Annotated in this window: 18 protein-coding genes, 1 tRNA gene and 2 rRNA genes; 15 read left to right on the forward strand and 6 right to left on the reverse strand. The window is 57.2% G+C overall.

What is annotated here, in order from left to right; translation table 11 throughout:
* Positions 1-10 precede the first annotated feature (10 nt).
* Both MFP24_RS01230 and MFP24_RS01235 read right to left on the reverse strand, forming a co-directional pair.
* Positions 11-796, reverse strand: a complete 786-nt coding sequence (locus MFP24_RS01230) for a transporter substrate-binding domain-containing protein (RefSeq protein WP_249228877.1) — start codon at positions 794-796, stop codon at positions 11-13.
* Positions 797-1,024: 228 nt separating this feature from the next.
* A complete protein-coding gene (locus MFP24_RS01235; protein WP_249228858.1) occupies positions 1,025-1,864 on the reverse strand; it encodes a MurR/RpiR family transcriptional regulator in 840 nt (279 codons plus the stop codon).
* A gap of 161 nt (positions 1,865-2,025) precedes the next feature.
* On the opposite strand from MFP24_RS01235, the gene MFP24_RS01240 reads away from it, so the two are divergent.
* From MFP24_RS01240 to emrB, 11 genes are all read left to right on the forward strand, one after another.
* On the forward strand, positions 2,026-3,612 hold the full coding sequence (locus MFP24_RS01240) for a gamma-glutamyltransferase family protein (RefSeq protein WP_249228859.1): 1,587 nt from the start codon (positions 2,026-2,028) through the stop codon (positions 3,610-3,612).
* Positions 3,613-3,648: 36 nt separating this feature from the next.
* Positions 3,649-4,035 carry an oxalurate catabolism protein HpxZ gene (gene hpxZ / locus MFP24_RS01245; RefSeq protein ID WP_249228860.1) on the forward strand — a complete coding sequence of 129 codons (387 nt, stop codon included), beginning with the start codon at positions 3,649-3,651 and terminating at the stop codon, positions 4,033-4,035.
* A gap of 595 nt (positions 4,036-4,630) precedes the next feature.
* Positions 4,631-5,833 (forward strand): glycine betaine/L-proline ABC transporter ATP-binding protein ProV, encoded by a 1,203-nt coding sequence (gene proV / locus MFP24_RS01250; protein ID WP_249228861.1) that lies wholly within the window; start codon positions 4,631-4,633, stop codon positions 5,831-5,833.
* Entirely contained in the window at positions 5,826-7,040 is a 1,215-nt protein-coding gene (proW, locus tag MFP24_RS01255) for a glycine betaine/L-proline ABC transporter permease ProW (protein WP_249228862.1), read from the forward strand. Before proV ends, proW begins: the two co-directional genes overlap by 8 nt.
* A gap of 100 nt (positions 7,041-7,140) precedes the next feature.
* Entirely contained in the window at positions 7,141-8,145 is a 1,005-nt protein-coding gene (gene proX, locus MFP24_RS01260; RefSeq protein ID WP_249228863.1) for a glycine betaine/L-proline ABC transporter substrate-binding protein ProX, read from the forward strand.
* A 128-nt stretch (positions 8,146-8,273) separates the two neighbouring features.
* Positions 8,274-9,278, forward strand: coding sequence for a glycine betaine/L-proline ABC transporter substrate-binding protein ProX (gene proX / locus MFP24_RS01265; RefSeq protein ID WP_249228864.1), 1,005 nt, complete (start codon positions 8,274-8,276; stop codon positions 9,276-9,278).
* 460 nt (positions 9,279-9,738) lie between these two features.
* Positions 9,739-10,485 (forward strand): AzlC family ABC transporter permease, encoded by a 747-nt coding sequence (locus tag MFP24_RS01270; RefSeq protein ID WP_318011309.1) that lies wholly within the window; start codon positions 9,739-9,741, stop codon positions 10,483-10,485.
* Positions 10,482-10,811, forward strand: a complete 330-nt coding sequence (ygaH, locus tag MFP24_RS01275; protein WP_249228865.1) for an L-valine transporter subunit YgaH — start codon at positions 10,482-10,484, stop codon at positions 10,809-10,811. The genes MFP24_RS01270 and ygaH overlap by 4 nt, the downstream gene beginning before the upstream one ends.
* A 190-nt stretch (positions 10,812-11,001) precedes the next feature.
* Positions 11,002-11,517 (forward strand): transcriptional repressor MprA, encoded by a 516-nt coding sequence (gene mprA, locus MFP24_RS01280; protein ID WP_249228866.1) that lies wholly within the window; start codon positions 11,002-11,004, stop codon positions 11,515-11,517.
* Positions 11,518-11,667: 150 nt separating this feature from the next.
* Complete coding sequence (gene emrA / locus MFP24_RS01285; RefSeq protein ID WP_249228867.1) at positions 11,668-12,843, forward strand: multidrug efflux MFS transporter periplasmic adaptor subunit EmrA; 1,176 nt, start codon at positions 11,668-11,670, stop codon at positions 12,841-12,843.
* Positions 12,844-12,860: 17 nt separating this feature from the next.
* The gene (gene emrB / locus MFP24_RS01290; RefSeq protein WP_249228868.1) at positions 12,861-14,393 is read left to right on the forward strand and encodes a multidrug efflux MFS transporter permease subunit EmrB; all 1,533 of its coding nucleotides are present in this window, start codon (positions 12,861-12,863) and stop codon (positions 14,391-14,393) included.
* Between the two features lie 108 nt (positions 14,394-14,501).
* Here the strand turns inward: emrB and MFP24_RS01295 are convergent, their stop codons facing one another.
* Positions 14,502-15,659, reverse strand: a complete 1,158-nt coding sequence (locus tag MFP24_RS01295; RefSeq protein ID WP_249228869.1) for a tRNA/rRNA methyltransferase — start codon at positions 15,657-15,659, stop codon at positions 14,502-14,504.
* Positions 15,660-15,923: 264 nt separating this feature from the next.
* Between MFP24_RS01295 and trxC the strand changes: the two genes are divergently transcribed.
* From trxC to pssA, 4 genes are all read left to right on the forward strand, one after another.
* Positions 15,924-16,343: a thioredoxin TrxC gene (gene trxC, locus MFP24_RS01300; RefSeq protein ID WP_249228870.1), complete on the forward strand. Its 420-nt coding sequence runs from the start codon at positions 15,924-15,926 to the stop codon at positions 16,341-16,343.
* Positions 16,344-16,492: 149 nt separating this feature from the next.
* On the forward strand, positions 16,493-17,209 hold the full coding sequence (locus MFP24_RS01305; RefSeq protein WP_249228871.1) for a tRNA-uridine aminocarboxypropyltransferase: 717 nt from the start codon (positions 16,493-16,495) through the stop codon (positions 17,207-17,209).
* A 32-nt stretch (positions 17,210-17,241) separates the two neighbouring features.
* Positions 17,242-19,890, forward strand: a complete 2,649-nt coding sequence (locus tag MFP24_RS01310; protein WP_249228872.1) for a bifunctional acetate--CoA ligase family protein/GNAT family N-acetyltransferase — start codon at positions 17,242-17,244, stop codon at positions 19,888-19,890.
* Between the two features lie 167 nt (positions 19,891-20,057).
* Positions 20,058-21,413 (forward strand): CDP-diacylglycerol--serine O-phosphatidyltransferase, encoded by a 1,356-nt coding sequence (gene pssA, locus MFP24_RS01315; RefSeq protein WP_249228873.1) that lies wholly within the window; start codon positions 20,058-20,060, stop codon positions 21,411-21,413.
* A gap of 196 nt (positions 21,414-21,609) precedes the next feature.
* Here pssA and rrf (MFP24_RS01320) read toward each other — a convergent pair.
* From rrf (MFP24_RS01320) to rrf (MFP24_RS01330), 3 genes are all read right to left on the reverse strand, one after another.
* Positions 21,610-21,725: ribosomal RNA gene (gene rrf / locus MFP24_RS01320) — 5S ribosomal RNA — on the reverse strand.
* A gap of 36 nt (positions 21,726-21,761) precedes the next feature.
* Positions 21,762-21,837 (reverse strand) — tRNA-Thr (locus tag MFP24_RS01325).
* Positions 21,838-22,010: 173 nt separating this feature from the next.
* Positions 22,011-22,099 (reverse strand): 5S ribosomal RNA (rrf, locus tag MFP24_RS01330); the annotation flags it as partial.

Here is a 22,099-nt window from a genome sequence, read left to right on the forward strand (position 1 = left end):
CCGGCCCCCGTTATGCCTTGATGCTGTCAGGCAGCGGCGCTTTAAGCCATTTTTCCGACAGGGCGTTAAGGGTGTTGTCTTGCAAAGCCTTGTCGATTAACGCGTCCACTTTGGCTTTTAACGCCGGCTCATTTTTTTTCAGGCCGATGTAGCACGGCGAATCTTTCAGCATAAATTTCGCCACCGGCGCTTTGGTCGGATTCTGCGCGGCGATGGCCGCCACCACCAGGTTGCCGGTAGCGATGTATTCCACCTGGCCGGACAGATAAGCGGACAGCGTGGTGTTGTTATCTTCGTAGCGTTTAATCCGCGCCTCTTTCGGCGCAATCTCCGTCAGCACCATATCTTCCACCGCCCCGCGCGTTACCCCGACGTTCTTGTCCCGCAGCGCCTCCGGCGCGCCGACCTCGCCTGCCTGCGGACCAAACACGCCGAGGAAGAACGGCGCGTAGGCGCGGCTGAAGTCGATCACTTTTTCGCGCTCGGCGTTTTTACCCAGGCTGGAAATCACCAGATCCACTTTATTGGTTTGCAGATAGGGGACGCGGTTGGCGCTGGTGACCGGCACCAGCTGCAACTTCAGTTTCATCTCCTGCGCCAGATAGCGCGCAATGTCGATGTCATACCCCTGCGGCTGTAAATCCGTCCCCACCGATCCAAACGGCGGGAAATCCTGCGGCACCGCCACGCGCAGCACGCCGCGCTTCTCGATATCCTGCAGCTGGTCGGCCATCACGCCGCCGGCATGTGTCAGTAACAGCGCGGCGCCGGCTATCGCCAGCAAACATTTTTTAATGCCCAGCTTTTTGATCAACATCGTATCTGCCCCCGGTTAAATTATTTTGAAACGAAAGATTCTTTAAACGCAAAAATTGAAACCATCGTTGCAAATTCAAGCAAGGAGCATGCCAGCATTAATGAACGGCGGGAGATAGCGTAACCGCTGCCGTTATGGTTCGCCTAGCGGACAAAAGCGCAACGGAGTTGAACCAAATTGGTGCGTCAGCACCATTTTCGTGCCCCGCTATCGCTGTTCCAGTTCGTCCAGCTCGCTATAAAGAGCGGCAATATGATGAATGCGCTGGCGGCCGTCGCGCAGCATTTCATGCAGTAACGCGTTGCTGAGCAGATTGACCAGGCTCATGGCGGAGGCGTAGCTGTCAAAGGCGGAAACGCTGTCCAGGGGCGCGTACAGCGACCAGGTTGCCAATGACGGCAAGGCGTGCGCCTGCGGTTCGCACAACAACAGTACCGGGATCCGCCTGGCGTGCAGCTCCGCCAGTAACGGTTGGATAATCCGGGAGCGGCGGCGGAAAGCCACCACCACCACCACATCCTCTTCATTCACATCCACCAGCTCCTCCGACAGCGTTTGCCCCGGCTGAACCAGCAGCATCACCTGCTGGCGGATCTGCACCAGCTGCTGGCGCAGATGCAGCGCCACCGGATAGCTGTTGCGCAGGCCGACGATGCACAGGCGCCGCGCCCGCATCATGGCGGCGATAACCGCCCCGAAACACGCCGGATCGATCTGATTGATCCACTGGGTCAGATTCGCCATTTCCTGTTTGTAATGGCGCGCCAGCAGGGTATTGCCCTGCACCGCGTCACGGTGATCCGCCAGCGGCATCCCGCTCTGGCGCAGCGTGCGCAACTCCTCGCGCATGGCGCGATAGCTGGCGTAGCCGAGGCGCTTGAACAAGCGGCTGACCGTGGCTTTGGATACGCCGCTCAGCCGCGCCAGCTCAGCGCTGTTGTAGCCGATCAAATCATCGATATGGTCGAAAATAAAATCCGCAACCCGCTGTTCCTGTGGGGAAAGTTCGCTGTAGCGATGCCGTAACCGTTCATCAATCTGCTTCATGACGCTATTCACCTATCGGCTGTAACTTTCGTTTCAGTTTATTTCATCGCAACATACCACAAGCCGACGATGATTAAACAGCCGGCAAAACTGGAACGGCGTTTGCTTAACACCAGGGTGACTTGATTTCCCCAACCGCCGGACAAAAAAGGAACCACGGCATGATGCAAAGCAATAGCGCGCCACTGGGCATGGCGGTGACGCCACATCATTTGGCCAGCGCCAGCGCGCAGGCCATTCTGCGCGAAGGGGGCAACGCCATTGAAGCGATGGTGGCGGCGGCGGCCACTATCGCGGTGGTTTATCCCCATATGAACGGACTCGGCGGCGACGGATTCTGGTTAATTCTGCCGCCCCAGGGCGAGCCGATCGCCATCGACGCCAGCGGCGCGGCGGGCCGGCTTGCCAGCCGCGACTTTTATCAGGGCGAAACCCGCATTCCGCATCGCGGCCCCAAGGCCGCGCTGACCGTCGCCGGAACGGTGGGCGGCTGGCAGGAAGCGCTGAAATTCTCTCAGGAACTGGGGGACAGCGCGCTGCCCGTCGCCCGTTTACTCTCCGACGCCATCCGCTATGCGGCCGACGGCATTCCCGTTACGCAGTCGCAGGAGGACGCGCTCACCCAGCACTATCACGAGCTGGCCGACCTGCGGGAGTTCAGCCGGGTTTTCATGCCGCAGGGCGCCATTCCCCGCGCCGGCAGCCGCTTCACCCAGCCCGATCTGGCCGATACGTTGACGCTGCTGACGCTGGAAGGACTGGACGGCTTTTACCGCGGTTCGCTGGCTGAGCGTTTCGCGCAGCAAATGACCCTGGCCGGCATGCCGCTGACTCATGATGATTTGGCGAACTACCGCGCCAGACGCACTACGCCGCTGCGCCTGCGGCACAGCAAAGGCGATATTTATAACCTCGCGCCGCCGACCCAGGGGCTGGTGTCATTAGCCATCCTCGGCCTGACCGACCACCTCGCCATGGCGGATTTAAGCGACAGCCAGACCGTGCACCGCATTGTCGAAGCCACCAAGCTGGCTTTCGGCCTGCGCGACCGGTTTATCACCGACCCCAAAATGATGACCCAGGACGTTCAGGCGCTGCTGGCGCCCGACAGGCTCGGCATCATGGCGCACCGGATCGATACCCGCCGCGCCGCGCCGTGGAACGCGGGCAAAGGCCCCGGCGATACGGTATGGATGGGGGTATGCGATAGCAGCGGGCTGTGCGTCTCTTTTATTCAGAGCATCTACCACGAATTCGGCAGCGGCGTGGTACTGCCGGGAACCGGGGTGCTATGGCAGAATCGCGGCGCCGCTTTCAGCCTTGACCCCGGCCATCTGCTGGCGCTGGAGCCCGGCAAACAGCCGTTCCATACCTTAAATCCGGCGGCGGCAAGGCTGTCGGACGGCCGCACCATGGTCTACGGATCGATGGGCGGCGACGGCCAACCCCAGACGCAGGCCGCGCTGTTTATCCGCCACGTGCTTCAGGGATTACCGCTGCAACAGGCAATCACCGCCCCGCGCTGGCTGCTGGGCCGCACCTGGGGGCAATCTTCCGATACCCTGAAACTTGAAGATCGCTTTAATCCCGCCACCGTCGACGCGCTGCGCGCACTGGGTCATGACGTCGAGTTGCTGAGCGGCTTTAGCGAAACCGTCGGCCATGCGGGGGCCATCGTCCGCCATACCAACGGCATGCTGGAAGGGGCGTTCGATCCCCGCAGCAACGGCAGCGCCGCGGGCTTTTAATTTTGTTAAACGTTGTTCTTCTCAGGAGCCGTTCCGATGCAACTTGATGACATTAACCATCCCAGCGTACTGGCCGACGTAAGCGCCGCCTTTTACCGCTATGAAAAAGCCTTGACGAGTAACGATATAGAAGTACTGGATGAACTGTTCTGGTCCCACGGCCACACCGTTCGCTATGGGGCAAGTGAAAACCTTTACGGCATCGATGAAATACGCGCGTTCCGTCTTGCCCGTCCGTCCGCCGGACTGGAGCGCACGCTGCAAAATACGGTGATCACCACTTACGGCGACGATATGGCGGTGGCCAGTACGGAATTCCGCCGCGAGGGCAGCGCTAAAATCGGCCGCCAGATGCAAACCTGGGTGAAACTGCCTGAGGGATGGCGCATCGTCGCCGCGCACGTCAGCCTGATGAGCGAGTAGGCGAATGACGGGAAATATCCACGCCCCCTCCACGCCGTAATGGGTAAAAAATCCCCCTCCGCGGCGGGAGAATATTGTTAACTGAATCACACTCCCGCGGCGGGCAATATTCCCCCAGGATTGCCCCTGCGCCATATATCAAATTACGCGAGAAAACCACCACGCCTATTTTTGCTATAATTAACGCAATGGCGACGATTTCCCCAAATTATATTGGGCGCAAATCGCCCGTCGCCACTTCCCGACCGGCACATTATATCGCCCCGTAGTTTATTGATAAAACAAACAATAATCGGCAATTGACGGCCTGAGAAAAATGCTTATTCCAGACGAATAAGCTCAGCGAAAACAGGTCGCATAACCAATTGTTTTAAATAATATACGTGGAAAATTCTTCAATATTAAAATCCGTCCCCTTATCCAATTATATGAAAATGATAGTATTAAAATCGCACTATTTATTATGTAAGGGTTACGACAAATTCAGAACATGGGGGGTTGTCTCAGAATTTCATTATGGTAGGGTATAGGGCGTTTAATCATTACCAGGACAGCGCTATAGAATTATAAATGACCATAGGAAAACAATAATTTCATGGCAATTAAACTTGAAGTAAAGCATCTTTATAAGATATTTGGCGAGCATCCTAACCGGGCATTTAAACTGATTGATAAGGGTTTAAGCAAGGATCAGATTTTTGAAAAAACGGGTCTGACGCTCGGTGTGAAAGATGCCAATCTGGCCATTGAAGAAGGCGAGATATTTGTCATCATGGGGTTATCCGGTTCCGGCAAATCAACCATGGTACGCCTTCTCAATCGTCTGATAGAACCGACCCGCGGTCAGGTTCTGATTGATGGCGAAGATATCGCCCAAATATCCGACGCGGCGCTGCGCGACGTGCGGCGTAAGAAAATCAGTATGGTGTTTCAGTCGTTTGCGCTGATGCCGCATCTGAATATCCTCAACAACACCGCATTCGGTATGGAGTTGGCGGGGATGGCGAAAGAAGAACGCGAGCAGAAAGCGCTGAACGCCCTGCAACAGGTCGGCCTGGAAGCTTACGCCACCTCCTACCCGGATGAACTGTCCGGCGGGATGCGGCAGCGCGTCGGGCTGGCGCGGGCGTTGGCCAACGACCCCGACATCCTGCTGATGGACGAAGCCTTCTCCGCGCTCGACCCGCTGATCCGCGCCGAAATGCAGGATGAGCTGATCAAGCTGCAATCGCGCAACCAGCGCACCATCGTCTTTATCTCGCACGATCTGGATGAAGCCATGCGCATCGGCGATCGCATCGCCATTATGCACGGCGGCGAAGTGATTCAGGTCGGCACGCCGGACGAAATTCTCAATAACCCGGCCAATGACTACGTGCGCACCTTCTTCCGCGGCGTGGACATCAGCCACGTATTCAGCGCCAAGGATATCGCCCGCCGCCGTCCGGTGACGCTTATCCGCAAAACGCCGGGCGTCGGACCGCGCTCGGCGCTGAAAATCCTGCAGGACGAAGATCGCGATTACGGCTACGTGCTGGAGCGCGGCCAGAAATACATCGGCGTCGTCTCTATCGATTCACTGAAACAGGCCCTGAAGGAGCAACAGCCGCTGGAACACGCGCTGTTGTCCGATCCGGCTCCCGTGCCCGCAGATATGTCACTCAACGAACTGATCTCCCAGGTGGCGCAAGCGCCTTGCGCCGTCCCTGTGGTCGGTGAAAACAATGAGTACATCGGCATCATTTCCAAGGGAATGCTGCTACAGGCACTGGATAAGGAGGGAGCGACCAATGAGTAAATCAACGCCCGATTCATGGGAAAACAGTAACGCGCCGCAGCCAGACGCCGATCAGGCCGCTAACCAGCAGGAAAACGCGGCGCAGAACGATCCCTGGGCGACCACCCAGCAGGATACGCCGCCGGCGGAGAACGCCCCGGCCCCCGACGCCGGCGGGCAGGGCGATCCCTGGTCCACGCCTCAGGATGCGCCCGCCAACGGCGCGGATGCCTGGAGCACAGGGACCTCCGACGCGGCCTCGTCCGGCAGCGACTGGCTGAGCAGCGCCCCGCCGGCCGAGCCTGAACATTTCAGCCTGCTCGATCCGTTCAAAGATACGCTGATTCCGCTGGACCATTGGGTAACCAACGGCATCGACTGGGTGGTGGTGAATTTCAGACCGCTGTTTCAGGGCATTCGCGTCCCGGTCGATTTCATCCTCAGCGGCTTTCAGCAATTTCTGCTCGGCATGCCGGCACCGGTCGCCATCCTGGTGTTCGCGCTGATCGCCTGGCAGATGTCCAGCCTCGGCATGGGCGTCGCCACGCTGATTTCACTGATTGCCATCGGCGCCATCGGCGCATGGTCGCAGGCGATGGTCACCCTGGCGCTGGTGCTGACCGCCCTGTTCTTCTGCGTGCTGATCGGGCTGCCGATGGGGATCTGGCTGGCGCGCAGCGAGCGAGCGGCCAAAGTCATCCGGCCGTTGCTGGATGCGATGCAGACCACCCCGGCCTTTGTCTATCTGGTGCCGATCGTCATGCTGTTCGGGATCGGTAATGTGCCGGGGGTGGTGGTCACCATCATCTTTGCCCTGCCGCCGATTATTCGTCTGACCATTCTGGGTATCCGTCAGGTGCCGGAAGATCTGATTGAGGCCGCCGAATCCTTTGGCGCCAGCCCCAGGCAGATGCTGTTTAAAGTTCAGCTGCCGCTGGCGATGCCGACCATTATGGCCGGCGTGAACCAGACGTTGATGCTGGCGCTGTCGATGGTGGTTATCGCTTCCATGATCGCCGTGGGCGGTTTAGGCCAAATGGTGCTGCGCGGCATCGGACGCCTGGATATGGGCCTGGCGGCCGTCGGCGGCGTGGGTATCGTTATTCTGGCCATCATCCTTGACCGCCTGACTCAATCGTTGGGTCGCGACAGGCGCAGCAAAGGCAATAAGAGCTGGTATAGCACCGGCCCCATCGGCCTGGTTACCCGCCCTTTCATCAAAAAATAACCGCCATGCGTCCGTTGCCCGTCCCAGGGCGGGCAACGGAACCCTCGACGGTTAGACCGAGATAAAACCTGCGCGACTAAACAGGAACGAGGAAATAACTATGTTCAAGACAAAAATCTGGGCCGCCGCCCTGACCACCGCGCTGCTGAGTACGCCGCTTTTCGCCGCCGATACCGAGCAGCCCGGTAAAGGCGTGACGGTTATACCGTTGCAGAGCACCATCTCCGAGGAAGCCTTCCAGACGGTGCTGGTCAACAAGGCGCTGGAGAAACTGGGCTACGACGTGCAGCCTATCCGTGAAGTGGATTATAACGTGGCTTTCGCCTCCGTCGCGGGGGGGGACGCGACCTTTCTCGCCGTCAACTGGGATCCGCTGCACGCCGACCAATATCAGGCCGCGGGCGGCGACGCCAAATTCTACCGGCAGGGCGTCTATATAGCCAATGCGGCTCAGGGTTATCTGATCGATAAAAAGACCGCCGAACAGTACAAGATCACCAACGTCGAGCAGTTGAAAGATCCCAACATCGCCAAACTGTTCGACACCAACGGCGACGGCAAAGCCGACCTGACCGGCTGTAACCCCGGCTGGGGCTGTGAAGCGATGATTAACCACCACCTGCAAGCCTATGGCCTGACCAATACGGTTGAGCATAACCAGGGTAATTACGCCGCCATGCTCGCCGATACCATCACGCGCTATAAAGAAGGCAAACCGATTCTGTATTACACCTGGACGCCATACTGGGTGAGCAACGTGCTGGTGCCGGGAAAAGATGTGGTATGGCTACAGGTTCCCTTCTCTTCCCTGCCGGGCAAGCAGGAAGGTACCAGTACCAAACTGCCCAACGGGGTCGATTATGGCTTCCCGGTCAATAATATGAGAATCGTCGCCAACAAGGCCTGGGCGGCAAAGAACCCCGCCGCGGCCAAACTGTTCGCCATCATGAAGCTGCCGCTGGCCGATATTAATGCGCAAAACCTGCGTATGCATAACGGCGAAAATTCCGAACGGGATATCGAGCGCCACGCCGACAGTTGGATCAAGGCTCACCAACAGGTGTTTGACGGCTGGGTGAAAACCGCGGCCGAAGCGGCCAAATAAGCGCTGACGCCGCACGTCTGCCACTCTCGGAAAGGCGGTGGAAACCGCCTTTTACCCCCCTGACCGAAAATGTCTTTCCTGTTCAACAAGGTAAATCTACGCGACTAGAGTAAGAAGAGGGAATAACTATGTGCAAAACCAAAATTTGGGCCGCGACCCTGACCACCGCGCTACTGAGCGCGCCGCTTTTCGCCGCCGATACCGAGCTGCCGGGTAAAGGCGTGACGGTCACACCGTTGCAGAGCACCATCTCCGAAGAAGTCTTCCAGACCGTGCTGGTCAACAAAGCGCTGGAGAAACTGGGCTACGACGTAAAGCCTATCAGCGAAGTGGATTATAATGTGGCTTTCGCCTCCGTCGCGAGCGGTGACGCGACCTTTATGGCCTCTAACTGGGATCCGCTGCACGCCGACCAATATCAGGCCGCCGGCGGCGACGCCAAATTCTACCGTCAGGGCGTCTATATTTCCGGCGCGGCGCAGGGTTACCTGATCGATAAAAAGACCGCCGAACAGTATAAGATCACCAACATCGGCCAGTTGAAAGATCCCCAGATAGCCAAACTGTTTGACGCCAACGGCGACGGCAAGGCCGATTTGACCGGCTGTAACCCCGGCTGGGGCTGCGAGGCGGTGATTAACCACCAGGTGCAAGCCTATGACCTGAGCAAAACGGTTACCCATAATCAGGGCAATTACTCCGCCATGATCGCCGATACCATCACGCGTTATAAACAGGGCAAACCCATTCTGTATTATACCTGGACGCCGTATTGGGTCAGCGACGTGCTGGTTCCCGGCCGTGACGTGGTATGGCTGCAGGTGCCCTTCTCTTCCCTGCCGGGCTCTCAGCAAGGCATCAGCACCAAGTTGCCCAACGGGGCCGACTATGGCTTCCCGGTCAATAACGTGAGAATCGCCGCCAATAAAGTCTGGGCGGAGAAAAATCCCGCCGCGGCCAAGCTGTTCTCCATCATGAAGCTGCCGCTGGCCGACGTGAATGCCCAAAACCAGCGTATGCATAACGGCGAAAATTCCGAACAGGATATCGAGCGTCACGCCAACGGCTGGATCAAGGCTCACCAGCAGTTGTTTGACGGTTGGGTGAAAACCGCGGCCGAAGCGGCTAAATAGGCGTTACGCTTCGACCTTGGCGGCCTGAACCCCCTCCCGGCCTCCCCCTTGCCAGGGGGAGGAGCTAAACTCCCCTGCGAAGAGGAGGGCCGGAATGGGGTCATCACCCCCCCCTTATTTCCCCTATCGCAATCTCCGCCGGCATCTCCCCATCTCCTGCCTGATACTGTATCGCCATTAACACCATATTAACCTTCGAAAACTATGCCCAATCAGCAACAGCAGGGACTCAGCCTGTCTCCGACCCTTATCATGTCTGCGGCCACACGCTGCTGTTGCTGGCGTTTGCGCGGCGGGCGGCATTATCAGCCTGTTAAACCTGCTGGCGTGGCGGCAAGGACGCCGGTTGAACCGCACGGATGCCCCCATCGGCCAACGTAGACAAAGCGTGATATTTTAACGGCGCTTTGGTAGTGTTATCAGTCCGTTGTCAACCCGGCCATCAACGCCTGAGCGCACAGTGAATACACCAGAGCAGCAGAAGCTTTCCGATTTGACCCCAGGCGCCGCCTCATTCGGCGAAGGGGTGTTCGACAGCCTGCCCATTGTCGTGGGCTATCTGCCGGTGGCCTTCGCTTTTGGCATGAATGCCGTCAAGCTGGGTTTCACGCCGCTGGAGGGGATTTTTCTTTCCTGCATTATTTATGCCGGCGCCAGCCAGTTTGTGATCACCGCGCTGCTCAGCGCCGGCATGTCCATATGGGTCGCCGCCCTGACGGTGATGGCGATGGATGTCCGTCACGTACTCTACGGACCGGCATTGCGCCACCGTATTTTGCAGCGGCTTCCCACCGGTAAAACGGCGCTATGGGCTTTCGGTCTGACGGACGAAGTCTTTGCCGCCGCCATCGCCCGTCTGGCGCGCAATAACCGCCGCTGGTCGGAAAACTGGATGCTGGGCGTCGCGCTTTGCGCATGGCTGTCATGGGCCATAGGCACCGTTATCGGCGCCCTGTTCGGCAACGGTCCGCTGAACGATTACCCGGCGGTGGAAGCCGCGCTCTCTTTTATGCTGCCGGCGCTTTTTCTGAGTTTCCTGCTGGCGTCATTCAAACGCAGACAAAGTCTGGTGGTTATCGGCGCCTTAGGGGGCGCGCTGCTCGGTCTGCTGCTTTCATCCATTCCTGCGGCTATTCTGATCGGCATCGGCGGCGGGTGTCTGGCCGCGCTTTTGCAGCCCGCCCCAGCCACGCGGGAGCATTTATGAGTACGCAAATTATTCTTATCGGGCTGCTTGTCGGCCTGGTTAATTACCTATTCCGTTATCTGCCGCTACGTCTGGGCTCTTCCCGCGCCTCCGGTTCTTTGCAGCGCGGCAGGACCGCCCTGCTGCTCGACAGCATCGGCATCGCCTCGATTTGCGCCCTGCTGATCGTCTCCAGCGTACCGGATATCCTCAGGCACGGCGAAAAGCTGCCGCCGACGCTGGTCGGATTCGCCACGCTGACGGTTGGCTTTTATAAAACCCGCAGTATCGTATTTGCTACCCTGCTTGGCGCATTTTGTTACGGAATCGCAATCAAATTATTCTGATTCCCCCACGCATAGTTATTCTCTAACATCATGATATTAGCCTTTATGGCAGCGGGTTTTCTTATTACTCTCGCCGGCTCGGCGCTTACTTTCTGTCACATATTAAGTGAGCTTGTCTAACCTAATACCGTTTACCCAAGTAGTAACATTCGTTACTATACTGGCCGTGATTAATGAGGTTAATACCAAGATGGACAGTTCGTTTACGCCAATAGAAAAAATGCTAAGCCTGCGTGCTTCACGTAAACCCGATTTCCCGTATCAGGAGGTTTTGCTGCTGCGTTTATGCATGCACATGCAGAGCAAGATACTGGAACACAGAAATAAAATGCTTAAAGAACAAAATATTAATGAAACCTTGTTCATGGCATTAATCACCCTGGAATCACAGGAATCTTACAGTATCCAACCTTCGGAACTCAGCGCCGCGCTGGGGTCGTCACGCACCAACGCCACCCGCATTGCCGACGATCTGGAGAAAAGAGGCTGGATAGAAAGGCGTGAAAGCAATAGCGACCGGCGTTGCCTGCATTTGCATATGACCGAAGAGGGCAAGAACTTCCTGGGTCAGTTGCTTCCTCCGCAGCATAAAAGCCTGCATTTCCTCTGGTCCACGCTCAGCGTCGATGAGCAAAAACAGCTTGAAACATTAATGCGCAAGCTGCTGACCCGTCTGGATGAAATGGACGCAAGAGAAGAAATATAATCCATTGATTTTAAAATAAAATAATCACATCACCTTTATTATGGCTGAAATATCCCAATGCACATCGCATCGGGCCGCTAATGTTTGTCACCAGAAACGCCCGTTTACTTTGCAGGTCAGGCAAAGAAAAGAACAAGAAGAGAGAACACCATGAGTGAAAGTGTGGAAAATCAGGCGCCACGGCCAGCCCGGAAAAACAAGAAAAGACAGCGCAAACGCATCCTGACGCTGTTGACCTTTATTTTTATCGTCCTGGGCTGCATCTGGTTTATTTACTGGTTCCTGATCCTCAGACATCACCAGAGTACCGATGATGCCTACGTGGCCGGCAATCAGATTCAGATCATGTCGCAGGTGACCGGCAGCGTCACCCGCGTGAATGTCGATAATACCGACTTTGTTAAACAGGGCGACGTTCTGGTGGAACTGGACCCGACGGATGCCCAGCAGGCTTTTGCCCGAGCCAGGACGGCGCTGGCCAACAGCGTGCGCCAGACGCATCAGTTAATCATCAACAGCAAACAGTATCAGGCGAATATTGAGCTGCGCCAGACCGAGCTGAATAAAGCGCTGAGCGATTTAAAGCGCCGTGAAACCCTGGGCAATGTGAACGCCATCGGTCGTGAAGAAGTCCAGCACGCCCAGGATGCGGTTGCCGGCGCCAGAGCCTCGCTGGAAGTGGCGAAACAGCAATATCAGGCTAATCAGGCCATGATCCTGAATACCCCACTGGCGCAGCAGCCGGCGGTGCAACAGGCGGCGGCGGAAATGCGCGACGCCTGGCTGGCCTTGCAGCGGACAAAAATCGTCAGTCCGGTCAACGGCTACGTTTCGCGCCGCAGCGTGCAGGTCGGCGCCAGAATCGCCACCACCTCCGCGCTGATGGCCGTGGTGCCCGCCGATCATCTGTGGGTTGACGCCAACTTTAAAGAGACGCAGTTAGCCAATATGCGCATTGGTCAACCCGCCACCGTTATCGCGGATATCTACGGCGACGACGTGGTTTATCAGGGCAAAGTGGTGGGCCTGGATATGGGAACCGGCAGCGCCTTTTCCCTGCTTCCGGCGCAGAACGCCACCGGCAACTGGATAAAAGTCGTACAGCGGCTGCCGGTTCGCATCGAGCTGGACCCGCGGCAGATCGCCGAGCATCCGTTGCGCATCGGCCTGTCCGCGCTGGTTAACGTCGATACCGCCGATACCGAGGGCAAAGCGCTGGCGGAAACCCCGCGCGGCGCCCCGGCTTATCAAAGCGATGCGCTGGCGCTGGATCTCGCGCCGGTCGATAAAATGATTAGCGACATCATTCAGGCTAATGCCGGTTAATCCGTCAGGAGAGAAGCGTGCAGAAAAAACCGCTTAAAGGCGCCAGCCTGGCCTGGATGACCGTTGCCCTGTCATTGGCAACGTTTATGCAGGTGCTGGACTCCACCATCGCCAACGTAGCCATTCCGACCATCGCCGGTAACCTGGGCGCCTCCAATTCGCAGGGCACCTGGGTCATCACCTCGTTCGGTGTCGCCAACGCCATCTCCATTCCCATCACCGGCTGGCTGGCCAAACGCTTTGGGGAAGTTCGCCTGTTCCTGCTGTCTACCGCGCTGTTCGCTTTCACCTCCTGGCTGTGCGGCGTGTCCACCAGTCTGGAGATGCTGATTTTCGCCCGCGTGCTGCAGGGGATCGTCGCCGGACCGCTGATCCCGCTGTCACAGAGCCTGCTGCTAAACAACTACCCTCCCGCCAAGCGGAGCATCGCGCTGGCGCTTTGGTCGATGACCGTGGTGGTCGCCCCGATTTGCGGGCCGATTCTGGGGGGCTGGATTAGCGATAACTACCACTGGGGCTGGATATTCTTTATCAACGTCCCGCTGGGGGTGGCGGTGGTGGTCATCACCCTGCAGACGCTGCGCGGACGGGAAACCAAGACGGAAATCAAACCCATCGACACCATTGGCCTGGCATTGCTGATCGTCGGCATCGGCAGCCTCCAGATGATGCTTGACCGGGGCAAGGAGCTGGACTGGTTCAACTCCAACGAGATCGTCGTCCTTACCGTGGTGGCCGTCATCGCGCTGGCGTTTTTAATCGTCTGGGAATTGACCGACGACCACCCGGTGGTGGATTTGTCGCTGTTTAAATCCCGCAATTTCACCATTGGCTGTTTATGTATCAGCCTGGCCTACATGTTCTATTTCGGCGCCATCGTTCTGCTGCCGCAATTATTGCAGGAGGTATACGGCTACACCGCGACCTGGGCGGGACTGGCTTCCGCGCCCGTCGGCCTGATGCCGGTGATATTGTCGCCGATTATCGGTCGCTTCGCGCCGCGTCTGGATATGCGCCAGTTGGTCACCTTCAGCTTTATTATGTATGCCGTCTGTTTTTACTGGCGCGCCTACACCTTTGAACCGGGAATGGACTTCGGCGCCTCCGCGTGGCCGCAGTTCGTGCAGGGGTTTGCCGTGGCCTGTTTCTTTATGCCGCTGACGACCATCACGCTCTCGGGCCTGCCGCCGGAGCGTATGGCGGCGGCGTCCAGCCTGTCCAACTTTACCCGCACGCTGGCGGGCTCTATCGGCACGTCCATCACCACAACACTGTGGACGCAGCGGGAATCATTACACCACGCCCATCTGACGGAGTCGGTGACGCCCTATAATCCGCTGGCGCAGGAAACCTATCAGCAGCTACAGGCGATGGGAATGAGCCAGTCGCAGGCGTCGGCGTATATTGCGCAGGAGATTACCGCGCAGGGGCTGATTATTTCCGCCAATGAGATTTTCTGGGCGGCGGCGGGGGTATTCCTGGTGCTGCTGGTGCTGGTGTGGTTTGCCCGCCCGCCGTTCACCTCGGGAGGCGGCGGCGGCGCGCACTAAACGGAAAACAAAAAGGTGGCGCGGCCACCTTTTTGGATAGTAGATCCCCGCCTGCGCGGGGATGACTATTCGGGGGTGGATTGTCAGCCACCTTTTTGTTTATGCGGATCAGGCCTTATTCTGCCGCCACCATTCAGACAGCAGAATCCCCGTCGCCACTGAAATGTTCAGGCTTTCCACCCGGCCGGTGCCGTCGATGGAGATCTTGACGTCGCCCTGTTGCCAGGCGCTGTCCGACAGGCCGTCGCCCTCCTGCCCCAGAACAATCACGGTCTTGGCCGGGAAGGTGGTTGTCGATAATGGCGTTCCTTTGTGACTGGAAGTGGTCACGATGGTATAGCCGGCGTTACGGAACTCGGCCAGCACGGAAAGGAAATCATCGGCGTTGATGGCTTTAACATGCTCAGCCCCGCCTTCCGCCGTACGCACCGCCGCACCGGACTCCAGCGCCGCCGCATCCTGCACCAGTACGCCGTTCACGCCGAAGTGCGCGCAGCTGCGCATAATGCCGCCGAGATTGTGCGGATTGCCGATTTCTTCCAGTGCCAGTACGCAATCGCGCTCCCCGGCCGTTTGCAGGTACTCGCGCACATCCAATCCCTGACGCTTTTTAATCAGGAAACAGACGCCGCCGTGATGCTCCGTGCCCGAGGCTTTGATCAGCTCGTCATCTTCCACCACGTGGTAGGCCTTGCGGTTAGCCGCCATCCAGCGCAGCGCTTCACGAAAACGCGGCGTAACCTCCTGCAAAAACCAGGCGCGGACAATCGCCTCCGGACGGCTTTTAAACAGCGCGTGACAGGCATTTTCCCCGTAAACCCGCGTTTCTTCCTGACGCTGACGGCGAATCTGCGCCGGGTCTATCTGGCTTTTACCGCTGATACCGCCGTGATCCGGCTCATCGCCTTCGCCCGGTGCGCGGGAAACCGTTTTCCATGGCGAATCATAAGCGCCGCTTTCCTCGCCGCGCGGGCGACGCGGCCGCTCGCCGCCGCGATCGTTACGGTTGCCCCAGGGGCTTTTTTCACGCCCGTCGCCTTCACGGGGGGGATTCTCACGGGCGTGACGCGGATTCTTGTCGCGCGGGTTCTGCGGCTTATCGCGATTATCCCGCGCGCCGGCGCCTTCACGCTGGCCGCGTCCGCTCTCACTGCGACGATCTTTACCAGCCGGACGCTTGTTTTTATTCTCTTTTTCGCCCTCATCATCGCTGCGGACGTACATCACGCGGACTTTGCCGCTTTTACTATTAAATGAATCGCTCATCGTTCTCTCCACCTACGCGCTGGGCGCGAAGATTACCTTATGTACACTCGCTTAGCTACCGGCTTGTGGAAAAAGCCAAAAACTATCATAGCTATTGAGCAAACCACGTTGTTGCCTACCCACCTGGCCGCGATAATTAATCAACCATCAAGTAACACATTATTTAACTAACGCTCATTTTTAACACGCTGTTGACATCAGATTGCCTGCCCGCAACCGTTTTCATCAACGGCACACTTTTAGCACTTTTATCTGAGGCCTCTTATGAATACGGTATGTGCATCCTGCCACACCACCAATCGTTTGCCCGAAGAACGCACCAACGACCACGCCAAATGCGGCCGCTGCGGCGACCCCCTGTTTACGGGCGAGGTTATCAACGCCACCGAAGAAACACTGGATAAACTGCTGCAGGACGATCTGCCCGTTGTCGTCGACTTCTGGGCGCCGTGGTGCGGCCCCTGCGTCAACTTTGCGCCGATATTCGCCAGTGTCGCACAGGAGCGCGGTGAAAAAATACGCTTTGTTAAGGTTAATACAGAATCAGAGCCCGCGCTGAGCGCCCGTTTCCGTATTCGAACCATTCCCACGCTGATGCTGTTTAAACAAGGAAAGCTGCTCGATATGCTCAATGGCGCGCTGCCTAAAGCGCCTTTCGAAAGCTGGCTGGATGAGTCGCTGTAGCTCCGAAGCCCGGGGTTTCCGACCCCGGGTCTTTTGGTCAGGCCGGATATCGATTAGAATGGCGTCTTTCCGAGCCCGTGCTTATCCATATTCCCGGCAACCGCAGTAGGCACGGGTCCCTGGCTGAATTTAATGATCCCCAAGACCCCATGATTAACAACGCCGTTCTTCGCCTGCGTCAGCAGCGTCTTGAGCAATCCACCAAACCGTTCCGCGCCCGCGGCTGCCGCGTGCTGCGCTGTCAGCGCTGTCTGTTGCCGCGCAAAAGATGCCTGTGCGATACCATTCAGCCACAGGATGCCCGCAGCCGTTTCTGTCTGGTCATGTTTGATACCGAGCCGCTGAAGCCGAGCAATACCGGGCGGTTGATCGCCGACATACTGCCGGATACGCAGGCTTTTCTCTGGTCCCGCACCGCCCCCGACCCGCAGTTGCTGGCCGCGGTGAAAAACCCGGCGTATCAGCCCTATCTGGTCTTTCTGACCGATGGCGCGGAAGCCGGGCGCGAAATATTTCAACAACTCCTTCCGCAGGGAAAACCGCCGCTGTTTGTCCTGCTTGACGGCACCTGGCCGGAAGCGCGGAAAATGTTCCGCAAGAGCCCTTATCTCGACGGATTGCCCATTCTGTCGCTGACCGTCGAGGCGCTTTCCCGCTATCAGCTGCGGGAAGCCAGCAACGCCGGACAGCATTGCACCGCTGAAATCGCCATCGCCCTGCTCGGGCAGGCCGGCGACCACCTCGCGGCGGAGGCGCTATCGGCCCACTTCGATCGCTTCCGCAGGCACTACCTGGCCGGCAAGTCACACCATAGCGTACGGGAAATTCTACCCGCCATCACAGCAGGATCGGCGAAAAGCGTTTAGTATCAAATAGTCTTCTGCTAAAAGGGTGACTTATGAGCCAGCGCGGATTGGAAGCACTATTACGTCCCAAGTCGATAGCCGTTCTGGGCGCCTCGGAAAAAGCGGGTCGGGCGGGCTTTCTGATGATGCGCAACCTGCTGGATGGCAATTTCAGCGGACCGGTGCTTCCCGTCACCCCGCAATACCGGGCCGTCTGCGGCGTACTGGCCTATCCGAACGTCGCCAGCCTGCCGATGACGCCCGATCTCGCCGTTATCTGCACCAACGCCGAGCGCAATCTGCCGCTGCTGGAAGCGCTCGGACAGCGCGGTTGTAAAACCGTTATCGTTCTGTCCGCGCCCCCCGCCCAATTCAGTGAGTTAAAAGCCTGCGCCATGCGCTATCACATGCGTTTATTAGGCCCGAACAGTCTGGGTTTACTCGCTCCCTGGCAGGGACTTAACGCCAGTTTTTCTCCCGTGCCCATTATGAAAGGCAAACTGGCGTTTATTTCTCAATCCGCCGCGGTCTCCAACACCATCCTCGACTGGGCCCAGCAGCGGGGGATTGGCTTCTCCTACTTTATCGCCCTGGGCGACAGCCTGGACATCGACGTTGACGATCTGCTGGATTTTCTGGCCCGTGACGGCAAGACCAGCGCCATTCTGTTGCATCTCGAACACATCGGCGACGCCCGCCGTTTTCTTTCCGCCGCCCGCAGCGCCTCAAGAAACAAACCCATTCTGGTGATAAAAAGCGGCCGCAGCCGGCAGGCGCAGCAATTGCTCAGCGGCCAGCATCAGGGATTGGACGCCGCCTACGACGCCGCCATCCAGCGTGCGGGGCTCTTGCGGGTGCATGACACCCACGAGCTGTTTTCGGCGGTGGAAACCCTTAGCCATCTGCGTCCGCTGCGCGGCGAGCGTTTGCTGCTGGTCAGCAACGGCGCATCCCCGGCGGCGCTGGCCCTCGATCAGTTGCTGAGCAGACAGGGCAAACTGGCGGAGCTCAGCGAAACCACCCGGCAAGCGCTGCGGGATAAATTACCGCCGCACGTCGCCATCGGCAACCCGCTCAATCTGCGTGAGGACGCCACCACCGCATGCTATCTGGCCGCGGTTTCCGTTCTGTTGGATAGTCAGGACGTCGACGCGCTGCTTATCATTTACGCGCCCAGCGCCGCCGCGCCTGGAACCGCAAGCGCCGCGCAGCTGATCACGCTTTTTCAGCAACACCCGCGCGGCAAACGCATTACGCTTTTGACAAACTGGTGCGGCGAATTCTCGTCGCAGGAAGCGCGGCGTTTATTCAATGAAGCGGACATTCCCACCTACCGCACGCCGGAAGGGGCGGTAACGGCATTTATGCACATCGTCGAATACCGGCGCAACCAGAAGCAACTGATGGAAACCCCGGCGCTGCCGCAGAATTTGACCGCCAATGCCAGCCAGGCGCACAAGCTTATTCACCAGGCGCTGGCGGACGGCGTTACCCAGTTGGATACCCATGAAGTCCAGCCGATTCTGCAGGCTTATGGCTTGAACACCCTGCCGACCTGGATTGCCAACGACAGCACCGAGGCGGTCTATATCGCCGAGCAAATCGGCTATCCGGTCGCCATCAAGCTGCGATCGCCGGATATTCCGCATAAGTCCGAAGTTCAGGGCGTCATGCTTTACCTGCGAACCGCCAGAGAAGTGCAGCAGGCCACGGATGCGGTTCTCGATCGGGTAAAACAGACCTATCCCCGGGCGCGTATTCACGGCGTGCTGGTTCAGTGCATGGCAAACCGCGCCGGCGCCCAGGAGCTGCGTATTGCCGTCGAGCAGGATCCGGTGTTTGGGCCGTTGATCATGCTGGGGGAAGGCGGCGTTGAATGGCGGGAGAAACAGGCCGCCGTGGCGCTGCCGCCGTTGAATATGACGCTGGCCCGCTATCTGGTGCTACAGGCGGTTAAAGGAGGGAAAATCCGCGGACGCAGCGCGCTGCGTCCTCTGGATATTCCGGCGCTCAGCCGGTTGCTGGTACAGGTTTCCAACCTAGTCCTCGATTGCCCGGAAATATCCCGGCTGGATATCCATCCCCTGCTGGCTTCCGCGGATGAGTTCACCTTGCTGGATGTCACGCTGCAACTGGCGCCGTTTAGCGGCGATCCGCAATCGAGGCTGGCGATCCGGCCTTATCCGCAGGAGTTGGAAGAAACCGTTGTTCTCAAAGATCGCTCAACCTGTCTGTTCCGTCCGATTCTGCCCGAAGATGAGCCCTTACTGAGCAAGTTCATCGCCAAGGTCACCAAGGAAGATCTCTATTATCGTTATTTCAGCGAAATTAATGAATTTAATCACGAAGACTTAGCCAATATGACCCAGATTGACTACGATCGGGAGATGGCTTTCGTCGCCATACGCCAGTCGGAAGACGGCGCGGAGATTATTGGCGTCACACGCGCTATTTCCGATCCGGATAATACCAGCGCCGAATTCGCCGTTTTGGTACGTTCCGATTTAAAAGGATTAGGCCTGGGCAGACTGCTGTTGGAGAAGCTGATCGGCTATGCGAGATTACATGGGCTGGGACAGCTGAACGGCATCACCATGCCGCATAATCAGGGGATGATTACCCTGGCCAGGAAGCTGGGCTTTAAGGTGGACGTCCAGTTGGAAGAGGGTATTGTGACGCTGGAATTCCCGTTGAAAGATTAATCACCATACGTGATATAGCTCCCGCATCAAGAGACGATCTGGCTATCAATGGCAAAACTTGCTCACAGCGGCAGGAAAGTAATGGTATTATCGCCCGATTCGGCTATTCCCTAACTTTTGATGGTGACCTACGGGTCATACACTGATGAGAGAAGAAACGCACTGTGATGTTGTCAAAATTTAAACGCAATAAATACCAACAACACCTTGCACAACTGCCCAAAATCCCTCAGACAGGTGATGACGTTCAGACACTTCATACCCCTGAACTCTTCCGTACCACGCTGGTAGATGCCATTCTGAATGCCACAAAACGTATTTATCTGGTGGCGTTATATCTGGAGCATGACGACGCCGGCAGGGGGATTTTGTCTGCGTTATATGAAGCTAAACGGCAGCGTCCCGAACTTGATATCCGCATATTGGTAGATTGGCATCGCGCGCAGCGTGGACGAATAGGCGCGGCGGCGGAAAATACCAATGCCGACTGGTATTGCGATATGGCGCAACAATACGCCGACACGCAATTTCCTATCTACGGCGTCCCGGTCAACACGCGCGAGGCCCTGGGCGTTCTGCATCTGAAAGGCTTTATCATTGACGATACCGTGATATACAGCGGGGCAAGCCTGAACGATGTTTATCTGCATCAACACGATAAATACCGCTACGACCGCTATCAGATCATTCATAACCCGATATTGGCCGATACCATGGCCCAATATATTCAAAATCTATTGTCCGCTCCGGCGATACATCGGTTAGATCGTTGCGATCGGCCGAAAAGCCTGGAAATCAAAAATGAAACCCGGCAATTTCGGCAGGCATTACGTACGGCGACCTATCATATACCCGACTGCGGCGACGTTAACCACCGACTGACCGTTACGCCGCTGGTAGGGTTGGGCAAACAGAGCCCGCTGAATAAAACCATCCACCACCTGATGTATTGCACGGATAATCATCTGGTGATGTGTACGCCCTATTTCAACCTGCCCGCCCTGCTGGTCAGGAACATCATTCGGTTATTACGGGAAGGGAAGAAAATAGAAATCATTATCGGCGATAAAACCGCGAATGATTTTTATATACCGGAAGACCAGCCGTTTAAAATCATCGGCGCCTTACCCTATCTTTATGAAATCAACCTGCGCCGCTTTCTGAGCCGGTTGCAGCGCTATATTGATAACCAGCAGCTGGTCGTGCGCCTATGGAAAGATGGCGACAACAGTTTCCATCTGAAAGGTATGTGGATTGATGATAAATGGCAGCTACTGACCGGAAACAATCTTAATCCCCGCGCCTGGCGCCTGGATCTGGAAAACGCCATTCTCATTCATGACCCTGAACAGGTCCTGCTGGCGCAGCGCCTACGGGAGCTGGAGTGCATCAGAGTTCATACTCATGTGATAGCCAACTATATGGAACTGGAGAGCATCGCTCAATATCCGGTAAAAGTAAGAAAGCTTATCCGCCGCTTACGCCGTATCCGCATAGATCGGCTTATCAGCCGTATTCTCTAATCCTGCCGGCCACTGCATACAACCTATCTAAAGCACAAGCCCCAGTCTTACGACTGGGCCTTGTGCTTTATTTGATACCTGGCAGTTTACGGCCCACGTCCCTGTGGGCCGCCCTTCGGGCCGGTGCGCAGCACCGACAAACCACAGGCAAAGCAAAAGGCCCAGTCTTGCGACTGGGCCTTTTGCTTTATTTGATACCTGGCAGTTCCCTACTCTCACATGGGGAGACCCCACACTACCATCGGCGCTACGGCGTTTCACTGCTGAGTTCGGCATGGGGTCAGGTGGGACCACCGCGCTATCGCCGCCAGGTAAATTCTTTTTAACCGAAACATTAACCCATAAATCTGGTGCTGATACCCAGAGTCGAACTGGGGACCTCACCCTTACCAAGGGTGCGCTCTACCAACTGAGCCATATCAGCGCACCGAGTTATTTGATGCATACTACATAATTGATGCCTGGCAGTTTATGAATCATTTCATGATTCACCCTGCGGGCCGTTGCTGCGCAACGTTTAAAAGCCTTCGGCTTTTTTCCTACTCTCTATCGAGTAGTGAACTGCCCGTCGGACTTCACTGCTACTTCTAATTTGATGCCTGGCAGTTCCCTACTCTCACATGGGGAGACCCCACACTACCATCGGCGCTACGGCGTTTCACTGCTGAGTTCGGCATGGGGTCAGG

The sequence above is a fragment of the Brenneria tiliae genome, from assembly GCF_023347575.1.
Classification (GTDB): domain Bacteria; phylum Pseudomonadota; class Gammaproteobacteria; order Enterobacterales; family Enterobacteriaceae; genus Brenneria; species Brenneria corticis.